Below are 17,415 nucleotides of genomic sequence, written 5' to 3'. Positions count from 1 at the left end.
AAGGAAAGAGGGAAATCAACTTAAGTCGATTCCCCTCTTTCTATCTAAAGCTGATTGCAGCTATAGTATACTTACCAGATTCTGATTCTGTCTTCTGGTTTCTTATACAGTTTATCGCCTGGCTTCACATCAAATGCCTCATACCAAGCATCCATGTTTACAAGCGGACCAAAAGTTCTGAATTGGCCAGGTGAGTGGGTATCCGTTACAATCTGTTGGGCAGCGGCCTCTGGCAAAATGTTACCTCTCCAAACCTGTGCCCAAGACAGGAAGAAACGCTGATCAGGTGTAAAGCCGTCGATCATCTCGTTAGACTGTCCCTGTTTCGTCATCTTGAAGGCTTCGTAGGCACCAGCCAGACCACCAAGGTCACCAATGTTCTCACCTAACGTAAGCTGACCATTTACGTGCACTGTGTCAAGTACAGTATAAGCATCATACTGCTCCTTCAGCAATTTAGCTTTCGCTTTAAACTTGGCAAGATCTTCAGGCTGCCACCAGTTGCGCAACGTACCGTCTTTGTCATACTGGCTACCAGAGTCGTCGAAACCGTGAGAGATCTCATGGCCGATTACCGCACCAATACCACCATAGTTAACCGCATCGTCAGCATTCGGGTCAAAGAACGGGAACTGCAGGATACCTGCTGGGAACACGATCTCATTCATCACTGGGCTATAGTAAGCGTTTACTGTCGGAGGTGTCATGCCCCAACGCTCACGGTCTACTGGCTTACCTAGCTGGCTAACCATTTTGTTGTAGCCCCAAGCACCTGAATTGCGCACATTTGCAAAGAAAGACTTACGAGAAATTTCTAAGCCATCATACGTTTCCCACTTGTCAGGATAACCTACTTTCGGACGGAAAGCATGTAGTTTAGCAAGTGCTTTTTCTTTAGTGGCAGCACTCATCCAATCCAGGTTATTGATACGAATTTCGTATGCCTTGATCAGGTTGGCGATCATCTCGTTCATACGCGCTTTCGCCTCCGGCTTAAAGTGCTTTTGCACATAGAGCTGGCCTAATAATTCACCGATAGTACCGTCTGTCAGCTGAGACATGCGTTGCCAACGTGGCGTCTGTACTTTCTGGCCGCTTAACGCCTGAGAGTAAGCAAAGTTCGCGTTTGAGAAGTCAGAGCTCAAGTATGGCGCTGCAGACTTCAGAACGTTCCATTGCATATAAGTAGCCCAGTCTTTGGTTGGTACGCTCTTCAGCATACCATCCAGCTCCACAAAAAACTTAGGGTTGTTCACCAGAATCGTGTCCTGGCCATTCACCTTCATCTTTGCCATCAGCGCTTTCCAATCCATGTTTGGAGTGGTTTTGCTGAAATCAGCTACAGAGAATTTATTGTAGGTTTTGTAAGGGTCGCGCATCTCTACACGAGCCATTTGTGCAGTGGCTAGCTTCTTCTCCAGGTTAAAGATAGTCTCGGCATTCTTCTCTGCAGTAGCCTTGTCTGCCCCCGTTAAAGTAAACAGTGTAGAGATGTATGTTTTGTAAGCGTCCTGTATCTTTTTGCTACGAGCATCATCCTTTAGGTAATAGTCACGGTCAGGTAGGGTAGTGCCGCCCTGACTAAGCTGAGGCACCATGTTATTCGGGTTCTTGCGGTCTTGGCCAACATAGAATCCGAACATAGGAGAGCCTGCACCTGATGTTCTCAGGTAAGCTGCTTCGTTCAGCAAACCATTTACGTCTTTGATCTTGCCAGTGCGCTTCAGGTCTGCTTTGATAGGCTGATAACCCAGCTTCTCGATGGCAGCACTATCCATAGCGGCAGCGTAAAAGTCACCTACACGCTTTGTTACAGTGCCTGGTGCTGCATTCTGATTAGCGGCAGCTTCATTAAGGATATTTTTAACAGCCTGAATATTGAAATCGCGAAGCAGGTTAAAGCTACCCCAGCGGGTTTCTTTTGCCGGAACCGGGTTGTTTTTTAACCAGGCACCGCTGGCATAAGTATAAAAGTCATCACCGGGCTTTACCGAAAGGTCCATATTGGCTTTGTCGATAAAGGCGTTTTTCGTTCCATTTTCAGGTTTGTACTGTGCAGAGACCTCTGCGGCAGTAAACATGGCTGCTCCAAAAAGTAAAATCCGGAGGTGGTTTTTCCAGTTGTTCTTACTTTTCATAGGTGTCAGATTTGTCATTTTTGGTTAGTAGTCGGTTTAGTTTTAAGATAAAATAAATATACTTTTAATTCACTGTCGTAGCTATTGTAGCAGTTTAAAGCGGCTAAATGTAATAGATTATGGTGAGATTGCAGCAAAATTTTACACAGTAAAAAAGAGTTATTGTGCGCTGCTTTTTCTATTCGTGAACTTGTGCCGTAAAAGTTATTTTTCTGTTATGTATTGTACAACTATCAGACCAACTTCTCAGTTCAATTAAAGTATAAATTCAGGACTGATAAGAGTGGTTGAGAAATGTATTAAGCCTTACAACAAGGCTACATTGTAAGAATGATATTGCACTTTTTGGCTTACTTTTGCCTTATTATATAACAACTTAACTGCTGACTATAAACCTCCTGCTGTTTTGAAAAAACATACTATATCTCTTGCTCTCACTGTCTTGTTGCTCTTCTGCTCGCTCTATGCGCAAGGGCAACGCAGCAAGTCCAAAACCCGGCGAAGCACTGTTCAAAAAGAAATAGTAGCCTCTTTTGATGCTGCCAGGGATCCTGCATTCCTGGCAAGCCTTCAGTCAAAGTGGGTAGACTCTGTAATGAAGACCCTGACGCCTGAGGAACGCATCGCGCAGTTGATCATGATTCCTGTGTATTCCAACCGAAACCAGGCACACATTGACTCCATCAGCAATATCATAAAGACCTACAAAGTGGGTGGCCTGATCTTTTTTCAAGGCGGCCCGGTGCGTCAGGCAAAAATGACTAACCGCTACCAGGCCGAGAGCAAAGTTCCTTTAATGGTTACGATTGATGCGGAGTGGGGACTGGCCATGCGCCTCGACAGTACCATCCGCTTTCCGTACCAGATGGCTTTGGGGGGGATAGAGGATGAGCAGCTGATTTATGAAATGGGAGCAGAGATCGCCCGCCAGTCCAAAAGACTAGGTATACATGTAAACTTTGCCCCGGTAGTTGATATCAACAACAATGCTAATAATCCGGTAATCGGCTTCCGCTCTTTTGGCGAAGACAAGTATAATGTAACCCGCAAGGCTTTGGCCTACATGAAGGGTATGCAAAGCGAGCATGTATTGGCAAATGCCAAGCACTTCCCGGGCCACGGCGATACCAATGTAGACTCCCATGCTGATCTGCCCATCATCAACTTCTCGCGCATCCGGCTGGACTCTGTAGAACTGTACCCGTTCCGCGAGTTGATGAAGAACGGCTTGGGCAGTTTGATGGTGGCGCACATGAATATACCGGTGCTGGACAACACGCCCAACCTGGCCTCTACCTTATCTGAACGTATTGTAATGGACCTGCTTAAAAAAGACTTGGGTTATAAAGGACTTGTGTTTACAGATGCACTGAACATGCAGGGAGTTGCTAAGTTTTATGAGCCGGGCATTGTGGATGTAAAGGCGCTGCTGGCTGGCAACGATGTGCTGCTGAATACGATGGATGTGAAAACTACTATTGAAGAGATAAAGAAAGCTATTCAGAACAAGGAGATAACACAGGAAGAGATTGATTTCAGGGTACGTAAGCTACTTGCCGCCAAGCAATGGGTAGGGCTTGACAACTATAAGCCAGTGGAACTGAAGAACCTGATTGCCGATCTGAACAACCCCTACGCCCAGTACCTGAGCCGCCAGTTAACGGAGGCTTCGCTTACGCTGCTGCGCAACAAGCAAAGTATACTCCCGATCAATAGGCTGGATACGCTTAAGGTTGCTGCACTTGCCATTGGCGCAGCTAAGGAAACTGCTTTTCAGCAAGGATTGGCAAGGTATACGAAAGTAGACACCTTCTTTCTTAAGCCTACCGCCACCATCACAGAACTACTGCAGCTAAAAGAGCAATTGTCAAAGTATAACCTGATCATAGCCGGTGTGCACCAACTGCAGCTAAAAGCTGGCTCCGGCACCGGTAACTTCGGTATCACTGCCGAAATGAACCTGTTCCTGAAAGACCTTATCCGCAGCAAGCCAACGATTGTAAGTGTGTTCGGCAACGTGTACAGTTTAGCTAAAATTGAGAGTCTGGACAAAGCCGATGCCGTTATTGCAGCTTACCAGGAAACACCGATAACGCAGGACCTGGCAGCACAGCTGGTCTTCGGTGGGATAGGAGCAAAGGGTAAATTACCTGTTGCAGTATCCAATGCTTTTAAACTGGAGGATGGACTGAAGACACCTAGTGGTGTCCGTCTGGCTTATAGTATGCCCGAGGCGGTAGGTATAAAGTCGCAACACCTGGCTGGTATTGATTCGCTGGTGGCAGAGGCCATACGCGAGAAAGCAACTCCGGGAGCACAGGTATTGGTGGCAAAAGACGGCAAGGTGATCTACCAGAAATCTTTTGGCTACCATACCTACGATAACCAGACCGAAGTAAAAAACACCGACCTCTACGACCTTGCCTCCGTAACGAAGATCAGCACTACCATGGCAGCTTTTATGAAATTGAAGGGTGAAGGTAGGTTTGATGTTGATAATAAACTTGGTTCCTATTTACCAATGGTACAGGGTACTGACCTGCAGAACCTGAAGTATAGAGACATCTTAACGCATCAGGCCCGCCTGTTTGCCTGGATACCTTTTTGGAAAGAAACTGTAAAGAAGAGTGGCAAATTTAAGTGGCGCACTTTTAAAGATGAACCTTCGAAGCGATTCCCGATCAAGGTAGCGGATAACCTGTACATGCACCGCAAGTACCACAAGAAGATCTACAAGGCCATACTTGAAAAACCGTTAAACGAGAAGCCGGGTTACGTGTACAGCGACCTGTCGTTTATACTTGCACCGCTTGTGATCCAGAACATCACCAATGAGGATTTCCAGAAATACCTGGACGAGAATTTCTATGAGCCACTTGGCGCTACTACGCTAACATTTAACCCATACCTGCACTATCCACTGTCGCGCATTGTGCCAACAGAGTTTGATCCGCATTTCAGGAAGAGTCTGATGCACGGAACTGTAAACGACGAAGGCGCAGCCATGCTGGGGGGCGTAAGCGGCCATGCTGGTTTATTCGGCAACGCCAACGATGTAGCAAAGCTCATGCAAATGTACCTTAACGATGGCGAGTATGGCTACCGCCGCTACATTGCCGACGATGTAGTGGAAGAGTTCAGCAAGTGCCAGTTCTGCGACCAGGGCAACTACCGCGCCCTCGGTTTCGACAGACCAGCCAAACCAGGAGAACAGAACAGCAATGCCGCACCATCGGCACCAAAAGAAAGTTTTGGCCACTCCGGCTTCACTGGCACTTATACCTGGATAGATCCGGTTAACAACCTGGTGTATGTGTTCCTATCGAACCGTGTAAACCCAAGTCGCGACAACCCCAAACTAAGTAAGCTTAACACCCGGACCAATGTGCTACAGGTGGTGTATGATGCGATGGAGAAGAGTAAGCAGCAGTAATTTTTATTTGTCCACTGCCTTAGAGTATTTTATCCGCTTAGGCAGTGAGCATGCTCACAACTACATTAGTCTATTAAAATTGATAGCTTTACGTTTGCAAAGCATTTGAGCTACGTACAATAATGGAGAATATAACACAGGAGGTACTTGATGTTTGTGTACTTATACCTTACTATAACAATTTAGAAGGTTTAGTTAAATCTTTAAACACCATTAAGTATAGTTCTGGTAAGTTCTTAGTACTGGTTGTTGATGACGGCAGTAGCATAGCCCTGAACAAAGCTGATGTTTCAAAACGGGCAGGGCATCCCGTACCCTTTCATATAATAAATTGTCATGTCAACGGGGGTATCACAAAGGCACTCAACATAGGTCTTAGCTGGATTCAAAATAATCTTAAAGTAAAGTATATAGCTCGTTTAGATTGTGGAGATACATGTAGGTATGATCGCTTTTATAAACAAATAAGCTTTTTGGATAATAATCCTGTTGTAGGTTTACTTGGGAGCTGGTGCAGGTTTGAGTCTCCTGATGGCAGAATAAAATATAACTATATTACCCCTGTTGTCCATAGTCAGATCATGCAGGAGATGCACCTGCGAAATGTATTTATACATCCGACAGTCATTTTCAGAAGCTGCCTGATAGAGGAAACAGGTATGTATCCGGAGGATTATGAGTACGTAGAAGATTATGCCTTTTTCTGGACAATGTTAAGAGTATCACAGGGAGCCATACTAGACGAACTGCTGACAACATGTGAAGTAAATGCGCTAGGGATCTCTATTTCTCAGCGGCAATCACAGCTTAAAGCACGAATAAAAGTCGTAAAAAAATTTGCTGAAAATATAGCATTGAAGATGTTAGGTATAATCAAGCTAAGGCTATTGCTCTTAACACCTTATCCTTTAGTTTTAAAGATAAAGCAGAGATTGTAGACTGTTGGTTTATAAACACCTGAGTGTGTGTACTTCTTGCAAAAAAAAGATTAGGTAAGTGTTATTTCTTAATAAGAATGTATTAGTTTTGCGATGCGGTACAGAATAGGCACAAAGCACCCTTTTAGATCGCTCTGAACGAACAAACTTATGATTATTGTCCACGTAGTTGAACCTTTTGCTGCCGGGGTTTCTGTATTTGTACGCTCACTTACGGAATCAATGCCTGATGAGTTACATATTGTAGTTCACGGTGAAAGAAAAAATGAGATTTCAGCTGAGGCGGTAAAAAAATCATTTCCGAAGAAAAACGTTCGTTTCATACGCTGGAGGTCTGCTCAGCGCTCTATCAATCCCCTTAAAGATTTTATGGCGCTTTCTGAGTTGTACAAGATACTCAGAAGATTAAGGCTCAAAAATTTAGTTGATGCCGTTCATCTCCATTCCTCCAAAAGCGGATTACTGGGACGTATAGCCTGCCGTATGGCTGGTATCGAAAAGTTTATATACACACCAAACGGAGCACCCTTTTTATCTGGAGGCAGCTCAATCACAAATTTCTTTTACCAGCAAATCGAAAAGTTTGGCCACAGGATAGGGGGCGAAGTGGTGTGCTGCTCCGCTTCTGAACAGAAGGTATACGGAAAGTTAGGGGTAAAATCTGTTTACGTGAATAATGGCATCTCATTAAATAGTTTTACAACTACAAGTTTTAAAAAAACCCAGGAAACTTTCACGGTAATTACAACTGGCAGAATTGAGAACCAAAAGAATCCTGCTCTTTTCAATGAGATAGCCTCTTATTTCGAAGAGTTTAAGCAGTTTAGATTTATTTGGGCAGGGGAAGGGCAGGAGAGAAGCTGTTTAAAATCCAGTAATATTGAAATAACAGGATGGGTGTCTTCAGAAGAAATAAAACGACTTGTTACACAAGCCGATGTTTACCTTTCCACATCTGTTTTTGAAGGCTTGTCTTTTGGTGTTCTGGAAGCCTTAGCTATGCATAAACCCGTACTTCTAAGTGAGTGTGTGGGGAATAAAGACGTAGTAAAAAAAGGTCTCAATGGGGATATCTTTACCAATAAAACTGAAGCGATTGTAAAGATTCTCAGCTATTTTAATAACAGGGACATGGTAGATGTGATGGGGCAGCATTCTCAGGCTATTTGTAGGTCCGAATTCGATATGTTGCAGAATTTTTTAGGCTATAAGCGCATCTATCAAACAAAGAAATCAGCTTCAGATCTCGATTCATTACAAACAGCAGTTTAATTTATTAGTACCAATACATTCTTGCTTATGGGCGAACCTTTACTCCTACCCCAAAACTTACCGCACCCTTATTACCTCGAAGCTATTCATCAGTCTTTAGAAGTTATACAGCAGCAGTTACTTAACGAAGTTAAAGTGAAGCAGGAAGCTATGCATCTACTTGTAGAACGCATGACTAATCTGGAGAATACAATAGAGAAGCGGGACCAGAGAATTTCTGAGCTGACTGCGGAGCTAGAACTGAACAGGCGCATGACAGAAGGTAACAGGCAAATTGTTAATAAGTTACTGAACGATATTGATCGCCTGCAGCAGGATATTGAGTGGTATAAGCGGACCTATGAGAGTAGGAGTTTACTTGGGACATTGAAGGAGAAGATTTTTGGTACTAAGAAGTTAATTTAATGATACCTAAGATAATACATTACTGTTGGTTTGGAGGGGGTGAAATACCTAAAGAGTATCATGAGTACATTGTTGAGTGGGGAGAGCTTCACCCTGATTGGGAAATTAGAAGATGGGATGAATCTAACTTTTGCTTTGACAACAATTATTTAGTTACAGCGAAAACAAATAACAATTGGTCAAACTTAAGTAATTACCTTAGACTTAGTGTTATAAATGAGTTTGGGGGGGTATATTTAGATACAGACTTTAAAGTTATAAAACCTCTCGATGAATTACTACAGCATGAGTGTTTCCTAGGTTTTGAGAGTGGAAATACTCATAGTGAAGACTATTCGGTAAATAATGCTCTGATTGGTGGTGTAAAAGGTCACTATTTTATAAAAAAGTGTTTAGAACGTATTGTTTCTGTGTTTGATGGCAATGAACAGTCAAATTTATCAGGTCCTATACTAGCTACTAGTGTTCTGAAGGAAGAATATGGACTTGAAAGATATAAAGAACAGACGATTGCCGGGGTTAAACTTTATGAAAAGGAAGCTTTTTATCCACTACCTTACGATAAAGCACATGACAGAGATAAGATTGAACAATATGTAACACCTAATACATTTGCTGTACATGTGTGGGGTAGAAGCTGGTACTCAAAATATGAATTGCTAGACAGGATAGACAGTCAGACAAAATTTATAGAGGAGCGCTCAGACTATATTAAAAAGTTAGAAAATCTGATAAACTCTCAGAACTCTGGCCGCTCAGAAAGCCTGCCTTATATATTAGATTCTATTTTTGTAGAAGATTTAATGCACTCAAACGGCTTCTTAACTTCCTTAGTTAAGAATCAGGAGTACCTTTTAAACAATATTATTAATAAGATTTCTAGAATGGAAAACATTTACAAAGAGGAAGTAGCTGAAAGAAACTCATCGCACATATACGAATTTCTTTTTAACAGAATCAGAGACATAGAAAGCAAACTTATGGATATGACTGTTGATCAGAAAATCCATATGAAGAGTATTGAAGCTGAATTCAAAACTAGAGACAGCCTTTTTAGCAGCATTAAAGATGAAATAGGTGAATTAACAAAAGCTCAAACTCAGATGATAGAAAAGAAGCAGAATGAAAGTTCTGAATCAGAATCTTATCTGAATAGTATCACTCAAATACTTACTACCTTTCAAGAAGAGTTCAGGAATGAGCTGCTATCTCTAATTAATACATCGAAAGAAGAAGCTATTTCAAATTCCTTGCCTCAATCCATAGAGCCACTTATTATAGAGGAAGCTGTAGCTACAGATAAGAACGTTAAAGAGTGTGAAGATGACAAGCCAGTTGTTAATAGCGCTTTCACAGTTCTTTCGTCAGAAATAAACCTCCTAAAAGATCTAAATAATTCCTTAACCAAGGAAAAAGATGAGCTTATTGCAACAGTACATAATTATCAAGTAGAAGCAGACCATTATCAAGCCGAAATATCTAAGCTAACATTTAAAGTTAATTCTTTAACTACTTATATAGATAATTTTGGTCATGTAAGAAATGAGTATGATCAGCGAATCCAAATGCTAGAAGAGCTAATACAGAAGATGCGCCTTAAGAACCGGGCAAAAAGACTTGTTGGAGTTTATAAGCCAAACAATTAATAATTTATAGTCTCTTCTATTCTAGTAAAATGAATAAAGTGTTGCAGAATACCGGGTTGCTGTATGATACCATCGTAGCAAGTGGTAAAAGCATAGTTATCTTTGATATATTTGATACAATAATCCATAGAAAATCTCATCCTGAAGATTTAAAGAAAATTTTCTCAAATAGATTAATTAATTACCTGAGCTTGGGGAACTATACATCAGAACAGATGTATGGCTTAAGAGCTCAAGGTGAGAGAGAATTATGCTTAGCAAATAGTGAAAGTGGTTATGACTTAGAGTTCCGTTTCAACGACTTATGCGGGTGGCTTTACAATTCACTAAAACATAATTTTGATTCAAGTTTTACTGAAGCGGATTTTACTAAAATTGCTAGGGAGATAGAGTATACTGTTGAGGTAACAAATCAATATTTAGATGAAAATGTCGTAGCTACAATACAAAAGTTAAAGCGAGAAGGCTATACCGTTTTATGTTGCTCTGACTTCTATTTAGATCTTGATTTTATCAAAAGATTCTTGCTTTTATATGAGATCGACGACCAATTTGACAAAATTTTTGTTTCTTCAGAATACTTACTTACAAAAAGATCAGGAAGGCTATACTCCCTGATTTTACAGGATTATGCTCCCCAACAAAGCTTAATGATAGGGGACAATGCTGAGTCTGATTGTAGACAAGCGGAATATGTAGGAATTAATTCTATTTTACTTGATAGAGCTTGGGCCCAATTATTACATGGTAAGTACAATAGTAATTTTAATTCGAAGTACTTTACAAATAAGATTGATGCTGTATTAGCAACTGATGATAATACTCTTTTTGGAGAGTTTGCCTTAACATCATTTTACTTTATCCATAAACTGCACCTAGAACTAGTTGCGAAAGGGTATAAAGATGCCTTCTTCCTTGCTAGAGAAGGACAAGTTCTAAAAGAAATGTATGACATTTATCAGAACACATGCATTAAAAATAATGCTTTTAGAATAAATGCTCATTATTTGATGGCTTCGCGTAGATCTACGTTCATGCCTAGTCTGGAAAAGCTAGAAAAAGAAAAGTTTTTTAATTTATTTAGACAATACATAAACATCTCTTTTGCTGAGTTTATGTATAGCCTAGGGTTTAATGACAGTACTATAGATCAGCTATCAGAAAAGCTTTCAATATCAAAACACAAAAGGGAAAGAGACTTTCCAAGATCAGAAACTTTTATAAGGCTATTGATATCTGATGATTTTTATGATTTATATAAATCAAGAAGAGTAGAACAGAAGGAAAATTTTAAAAATTATCTGTCACAGTTTGAAGTTAAACAGCCCGATAGACTTGCTCTTGTTGATGTCGGATGGAAAGGAACTATACAAGATAATATATATAAGATACTAGATGGAGAAGTTGCTGTAGATGGTCTTTATATTGGTCTTGTTGTACCAACAGATAATACAAACAATAACAATACGAAATCAGGACTGCTTTTTTCTAAAGATTTAAACAGGCCTTTTCAGGATATTTATGATGAGAATAGATCCTTATTTGAAGTTCTCTTCGCCGCAAATCATGGAAGTGTAGTATCATTCAATAAAGCTGATAATGGAAGTATAACTGTTGAAACAGAAGATTTCTCACAAGAAGTCAAGTTTTATAAAGATAATATTTTGCCTGTTATTGAACGTATAAAAATGATATATAAAAACATATGTGCTGAATATGCAAAATCATCGGTTGATATTAGTGTATTAGATAGTTTGGTAGCCAAGCACCACTCACGTATGGTCCTGTTCCCTTCTAAAAAAGAACTTGAATGGCACTTAGACCTATATCATGTAGAAAATTTCGGGGTATTTGAACGGAATATATTTAATAAAGAGAAATCTTCATTATCAGTATTGAAAAAGTTTGAGAATTATCTAGACTACAAGAAGAACCCTGATAAAATTACCAAAGAATCAATTTGGCCAGCTGCTGAATTTGCAAAGGGAGGATTGTTTAAATCAATGTCTAAGTATTCTTCAGATAAATATAATACTATTTTTAATAAATGAAAGTTTGTTTTATAATCGGCTCACCAGACATTAGTGGTGGTACCTATGTCATTTTTCAACATGCTCTATATTTAAAGCTAAAGATGAAGTGGCAAGTAGATATAGTTCCAATGTTCCCGGCGACAGAGGAAAACTTATCATGGCATCCTGAAGCGAAGCTTAATCTTAATTTTAAAGAGTTCTCAGATGCAGCTGGTGAAATTTATGATCTTGCTATTCTAACTTGGTGGAAAACAGTATTCGAGGCTTATAGAATCAACGCTATTCGCTATACCTATTTTGTGCAGTCTATAGAATCATGGTTCTATCCTAAAGATGAGGTGCCTCTTAGAAACTTAGTTGACTCTACCTATATACATAACTTGCCGGTAATTACTGAAGCTAACTGGATTAAAAACCATTTATATTATCACTACTCAGCATCATCATGGTTAGTATTAAATGGAATCAGGAAGGACATATATACGCCCTATGGGGATAAAATTGAAAAAACTAATCAATCTCATTTAAGAGTTTTGGTAGAAGGCCCAGTAAATGTAGATTTTAAAAATGTTCCCAAAGCTATTGAGTTATGCCGAAAGTCGCTTGCTGATGAGGTGTGGTTATTGACTTCCAGTGAAGTTGATGAATACCCTGGCGTTGATAAAGTTTTTTCTAGAGTTCCTATTAATAAAACGGCTGAAATTTACAGGTCATGTGATGTAATTGTTAAACTGAGCTATGTTGAGGGAATGTTTGGTCCACCTCTTGAGATGTTCCACTGTGGCGGAACTGCTATAGTGTACAATGTTACTGGTCATGATGAGTATATTTTGAATGGAGTTAACGGTTTTGTCGCTAAAAAGGATGATGAGAAAAAAATAATTGATTATATAAATCTCCTTAAAGCTGATACAGAATTGCTTAATCATTTGAAGTATGAGGCATTGAAAACTGCTTTAGATTGGCCTGGATGGAGTTCTTCATCTTTAGAGTTTTGCTTAGCTCTACAGGATATCTGTTCTACAACTAAAGCACCCGATTCTGAAAAGCTTTTTGGAAGTATAAATCAAGCATTTCAGATATATGTTAATGAAGAGGAGAGTAGAAAAGCGCGTTTAGTTTTAAGTTAACTCATTAGTTATTTCGACATTCTTATTCCAATAATTATCTATTATTATACTTTTCAAGTTAGGTCGTATTTATCCTACTGTTTGATTGTTCGATAAAGTGACTTAATCTTCTTAATTTTATAATTATTTATAGTTGAGCTGCAATTTCAATAACATGACTACTGATCAAGGAGTCAGTATTGTAACCCCTTTATACAACCAAACTGATATATTTTGGGAAACATATAACTCCGTTGTAACCCAAAACTTTTCAGATTGGGAGTGGATTATTGTGAATGACGGGAGTGATGAAATAGAAACTAAAGAAATATTAGATAAGATACTTAAAGCTGGAGATAGAAGAATTCGAGTACATCATCATAGTGAGAACAGAGGTCTTCCTGCAGCTAGAAATGCAGGCGCAAAGCTGGCAAAGTATAACTATATCTTTTTTATTGATTCTGATGACTTGATTGAAAATTGCTATTTAGAAAAAGCTTTATTGACTCTTGAGCTTAACAGAGCTTTTTCTTTTGTTAACTCATGGTCTACTGGCTTTGGAGATAAAAACTACCAATGGCAATTCGGATTTGAAATGAAGGAAAAGTTTCTTGAAAAGAATTATGTTGCATTCTGTGGTTTATTTAGAAAGCAATGTGTTCTTGATTATCCATTCAATGAAGAACAAAAAGAAGGTTTAGAAGATTGGGAGTTTTGGATAAATTTAGCAGCTCATGGCCACTGGGGATATACAATTCCTGAATATTTATTTCACTATAGAACATCTTCCAAAACGGGAATAAAGTGGAAAAATTGGGATGAGGGAAAAAATGAAGCATTATTTAAGAAGCACTTAGATAAAAAGTACAAAAAGTGCATAAAGAGTAAGCTTCTAGACATATCATTCGATAGAACATTTCATGAAGTAAGTATTACTGCCAATGCTTTCCCAAAACAGAAGCCAATGATAGCAGTTGTGCTACCTTGGCTACAGTTGGGTGGTGTTGAGCAATTTACTCTAGGCTGGATGAGAAGCATGATTGATCTATACGATTTTGTTGTTGTCACAACTCAAAGTAGTGATCATCCTCTAACAGATGTGTTTAAGGAATGTAGTACAGCTGTTTTTCATTTAAGTAATTTATGCTCCCCAGTTCAATATCTGAGTGTTATAAAGTATATATTTAGTACAAGACAGCCTGAACTTTTAGTACTATCTCATTCAGAAATTTTTTACTCTTGCTTACAATGGTTGCGAGGAACTTTTCCTTATTTAAATATTATTGATATAAATCATGTAGTAGAGCCACATTATAACAAAGGCGGTTTCCCTAAAATCTCATCAAAACATACTCATTTATTAGATAAGCATGTTGTTGTAAGTAAGAATCTACAACAATGGATGTGCAAAGAAGGAGTAGAAGAATCTAAAACTCAAGTTGTGTATTTAGGAGCTAATATTGAGGAAAGTGAATTCCTAAATTGTTTTTCGATGGATAACTGTCTTGCAAATACTAATAAGTCTAGTGATAAGTTTCTTATTGCTTTTTCCGGAAGATTAGTTGAGCAAAAAAACATACCATTGCTAATCCAAATTGCTAAGAAACTCAAGAAACGCAATAGAAAATTCAAATTAATTATTTGTGGTGATGGCCCCGAGAAATCATATCTTGAAGATGCTATCTATCAAAATCGGCTTACATGTTATATAACATTTGTGGGTAATTTAAGCCATAGCGATGGTTTGAAAATAATAAAAGCTGCGGATGCTTTGATTTTACCATCTAAGTGGGAAGGTATCGCAACCGTTTTGTATGAGGCAATGTCTTTAGGAACACCTATAATAGCAACAAATGTTGGTGGGCAAGAAGAGTTAGTGGATCAAGAATCAGGCATACTACTACCATTACTTGATGACCCTAAAGAAATGGCCGATTTATTCGTTGAGAAAATCGAGTCACTAATGGGTGAACCGTCAGTCAGTAAAGCTTTAGGTATCAACGCTCAACTAAGGGTTAAAAACTTATTTAATAAAGCAGACTCTCATCATGAGCTTCAGAAGCTTTTTGGGAAACATATTACCAGTAAAACAAACAATAATACTTATTGTACAAAGAAGGGAGTCGAGAGCTTTCAGCAGTATGTTTTCAGTAAGCCTTTAGATGTCTACACACCTATTCATTTGAAGCCTACACCGTCTTTAGCACGACTAAGGCTGAAAAAAGTTTATAAAATTATGACATTGAAGAGGCCTGTTCTTTCCCTATGGAGCAAAAAATAAATTATTGGTTACTCACTACTGAACTACCACCACAATTTGGAGGAGGAATCGGTACGTACTGTAAGCACTGGAGTCAGGTACTAAAGCTAAATGGCAACAATGTTACTATTTTCCTCCCTAATAGGTATGTGCAGAGTTATGCTGTGGAGGACAGATTTGGTGTAAGAGTCATTGAGTTTTCACCTTATTTTTCAGATACTTCTTCCTATTTGGGGTATGAAACAATGATTAGCTATTCCTTTGCAGAAATAGTAAAACTATTTGCTGAAAAAGAAGGTGTCCCTGATTGGATAGAAGCACAAGAATATAATGGAATAGCATATTACCTACTACAAAGGAAAAATCTAGGTGAAAGTTTATATAAGGACATGAAAGTAGTCATTACTTGCCATGCTCCTTCATTTCTTTACTTTGAATATAATCACATTAATACTTACAAGCTCCCCTATTTTTGGATAGGGGAAATGGAGAAGTATTGCATCGTTGCAGCCGATGTTTGTATATCTCCAAGCCAATATCTTGTTGACTGCCTGCATGATAGAATGCAGATAGATCGTGACATTCATGTAATTCATAATCCTTTCTTCGCTTCTGAACCCAATGAATGTATTGTTCAGGAGAACAAAGTTGTGTTTCTAGCTAAGTTGTCTCCTTCTAAGGGAATTCTAGAAACTTTAAGATATTTTAAAAATATTTGGCAAAGCGGCCTAAAATATAAGCTACAACTAATAGGAGACAATAACTTCTACTATCATGCAAAAAAGTGTACGATGGGGGAATACATAGAAGAAAATTATGCAGATTATTTATCTAAAGGATTACTTGAAATTAAAGGCCTTTTATCACCCGATGAAGTAAAGGAAGAGATTAGTTCTGCAAAGGTTGTTATAGTTCCGAGTACTGTAGACAATCTCCCATATACCGTTTTAGAGTGTATGTCTAGTAAAAAAATTATTCTTGCTTCTAACCAAGGTGGGCATAAGGAGTTAATTGTAGATGAATTAAATGGGTTTCTTTTCGATCATGATGACTATGATTCCTTTTTAAATAAATTAAGAACTATATTTAATTTAGACGAATTAAGAATAAAAGAAATAGGAGATAATGCTGCAGTTACTGTAGCCAATAAATGTGATCCACAGGCTTATTATGAAGATAAGCTAGGAATAATAGAAAACCACACTCAAAAAATAAGTGATGAAACTAATTATAAATTTACCCGAGAAATAGGAGCTGTTGCTCCTAAAAGAGAGGTGGATTTCCAAGAAGAGCAGTCTTTACTACTTTCTGTTGTGGTCCCTTTCTACAATATGGGCAAATTCATCAATGAAACTGTTGAATCTATACTTTCATCAAAGCATAAAGAAATTGAAATTATTATAGTAGATGATGGTAGTGATGACCAACAAAGCTTAAGTGTTCTTAAATCATTGTCATCAAAAGAGAATATAATTGTTTCTTCACAGGTTAATTCTGGCTTAGCAGAGGCAAGAAATACTGGAGCAAGATTAGCTAAAGGTAGGTTCCTTGCTTTTTTAGATGCTGATGATGTTGTAGATCCAGAGTATTATGCTCGTGCTATATCAATATTGACCAGAAAAGCGAATGTGCATTTTGTAGGTAGTTGGGTACAGTACTTTGATGGTGCAAATGGTATATGGCCATCATTTAACCCAGAACCACCATACTTACTTTACCATAATATGATCAATTCAAGCGGCCTTGTTTACAATAGGACCTCTTTTCTTATTGCAGGACTCAATGATAAAAAGTTTATATATGGTATGGAAGACTATGATAGTGTGATAAGTATGGTTAAACAGGGTTTCAGAGGAGTTGTTATACCTGAGGTACTATTTATGTATAGGGTAAGAAAAGACTCTATGGCTCGAGGCTTTAATCATGAGAACCAAAGGTATCTATATCAACTGTTAGCTGATAAGCATCGTGAATTTTATAGTATTTATGCTGTAGAAATAACGAATCTTTTAAATGCAAACGGGCCTGGTTATATAGTTAATAATCCAACTATAGATTATCAACTATATAGTGGCAGTTTTTATAAAATTAAGTTAATTCGCAAATTATTTACGTTCATCAAACAACAACCTTATTTAAGGAAGAAAGCAATTCATATTTACAATAAATTTAAGGCCTAAA

At 38.6% G+C, this 17,415-nt stretch carries 10 protein-coding genes; 9 read left to right on the top strand and 1 reads right to left on the bottom strand.

Annotated elements, in window-relative coordinates:
- Positions 1 to 71: 71 nt before the first annotated feature.
- A complete protein-coding gene (locus tag H8S84_RS05660; RefSeq protein ID WP_187066269.1) occupies positions 72 to 2,138 on the bottom strand; it encodes a M13 family metallopeptidase in 2,067 nt (688 codons plus the stop codon).
- 595 nt (positions 2,139 to 2,733) lie between these two features.
- Between H8S84_RS05660 and H8S84_RS05655 the strand changes: the two genes are divergently transcribed.
- The 9 genes from H8S84_RS05655 to H8S84_RS05615 all read left to right on the top strand — a co-directional run bounded on the left by H8S84_RS05655 (position 2,734) and on the right by H8S84_RS05615 (position 17,414).
- Complete coding sequence (locus tag H8S84_RS05655) at positions 2,734 to 5,571, top strand: glycoside hydrolase family 3 N-terminal domain-containing protein (protein ID WP_187066700.1); 2,838 nt, start codon at positions 2,734 to 2,736, stop codon at positions 5,569 to 5,571.
- Positions 5,572 to 5,693: 122 nt separating this feature from the next.
- On the top strand, positions 5,694 to 6,509 hold the full coding sequence (locus H8S84_RS05650; RefSeq protein WP_187066268.1) for a glycosyltransferase: 816 nt from the start codon (positions 5,694 to 5,696) through the stop codon (positions 6,507 to 6,509).
- A gap of 150 nt (positions 6,510 to 6,659) precedes the next feature.
- Complete coding sequence (locus H8S84_RS05645; protein WP_187066267.1) at positions 6,660 to 7,781, top strand: glycosyltransferase; 1,122 nt, start codon at positions 6,660 to 6,662, stop codon at positions 7,779 to 7,781.
- A gap of 27 nt (positions 7,782 to 7,808) precedes the next feature.
- Positions 7,809 to 8,186 (top strand): hypothetical protein, encoded by a 378-nt coding sequence (locus tag H8S84_RS05640; protein ID WP_187066266.1) that lies wholly within the window; start codon positions 7,809 to 7,811, stop codon positions 8,184 to 8,186.
- Complete coding sequence (locus tag H8S84_RS05635) at positions 8,186 to 9,832, top strand: glycosyltransferase (RefSeq protein WP_187066265.1); 1,647 nt, start codon at positions 8,186 to 8,188, stop codon at positions 9,830 to 9,832. The genes H8S84_RS05640 and H8S84_RS05635 overlap by 1 nt, the downstream gene beginning before the upstream one ends.
- Positions 9,833 to 9,870: 38 nt before the next feature.
- Positions 9,871 to 11,883 (top strand): HAD family hydrolase, encoded by a 2,013-nt coding sequence (locus H8S84_RS05630; RefSeq protein WP_222621577.1) that lies wholly within the window; start codon positions 9,871 to 9,873, stop codon positions 11,881 to 11,883.
- An 83-nt stretch (positions 11,884 to 11,966) separates the two neighbouring features.
- Complete coding sequence (locus tag H8S84_RS05625; protein WP_222621576.1) at positions 11,967 to 12,995, top strand: glycosyltransferase; 1,029 nt, start codon at positions 11,967 to 11,969, stop codon at positions 12,993 to 12,995.
- A 154-nt stretch (positions 12,996 to 13,149) separates the two neighbouring features.
- Positions 13,150 to 15,255, top strand: a complete 2,106-nt coding sequence (locus tag H8S84_RS05620; RefSeq protein ID WP_187066262.1) for a glycosyltransferase — start codon at positions 13,150 to 13,152, stop codon at positions 15,253 to 15,255.
- Positions 15,240 to 17,414 (top strand): glycosyltransferase, encoded by a 2,175-nt coding sequence (locus H8S84_RS05615; RefSeq protein WP_187066261.1) that lies wholly within the window; start codon positions 15,240 to 15,242, stop codon positions 17,412 to 17,414. Before H8S84_RS05620 ends, H8S84_RS05615 begins: the two co-directional genes overlap by 16 nt.
- The last annotated feature ends 1 nt before the right edge of the window (position 17,415 follow it).

The organism is Pontibacter cellulosilyticus, assembly GCF_014306105.1.
GTDB classification, from domain to species: Bacteria; Bacteroidota; Bacteroidia; order Cytophagales; family Hymenobacteraceae; genus Pontibacter; species Pontibacter cellulosilyticus.
This window is presented reverse-complemented; position numbering and strand designations above follow the sequence as displayed.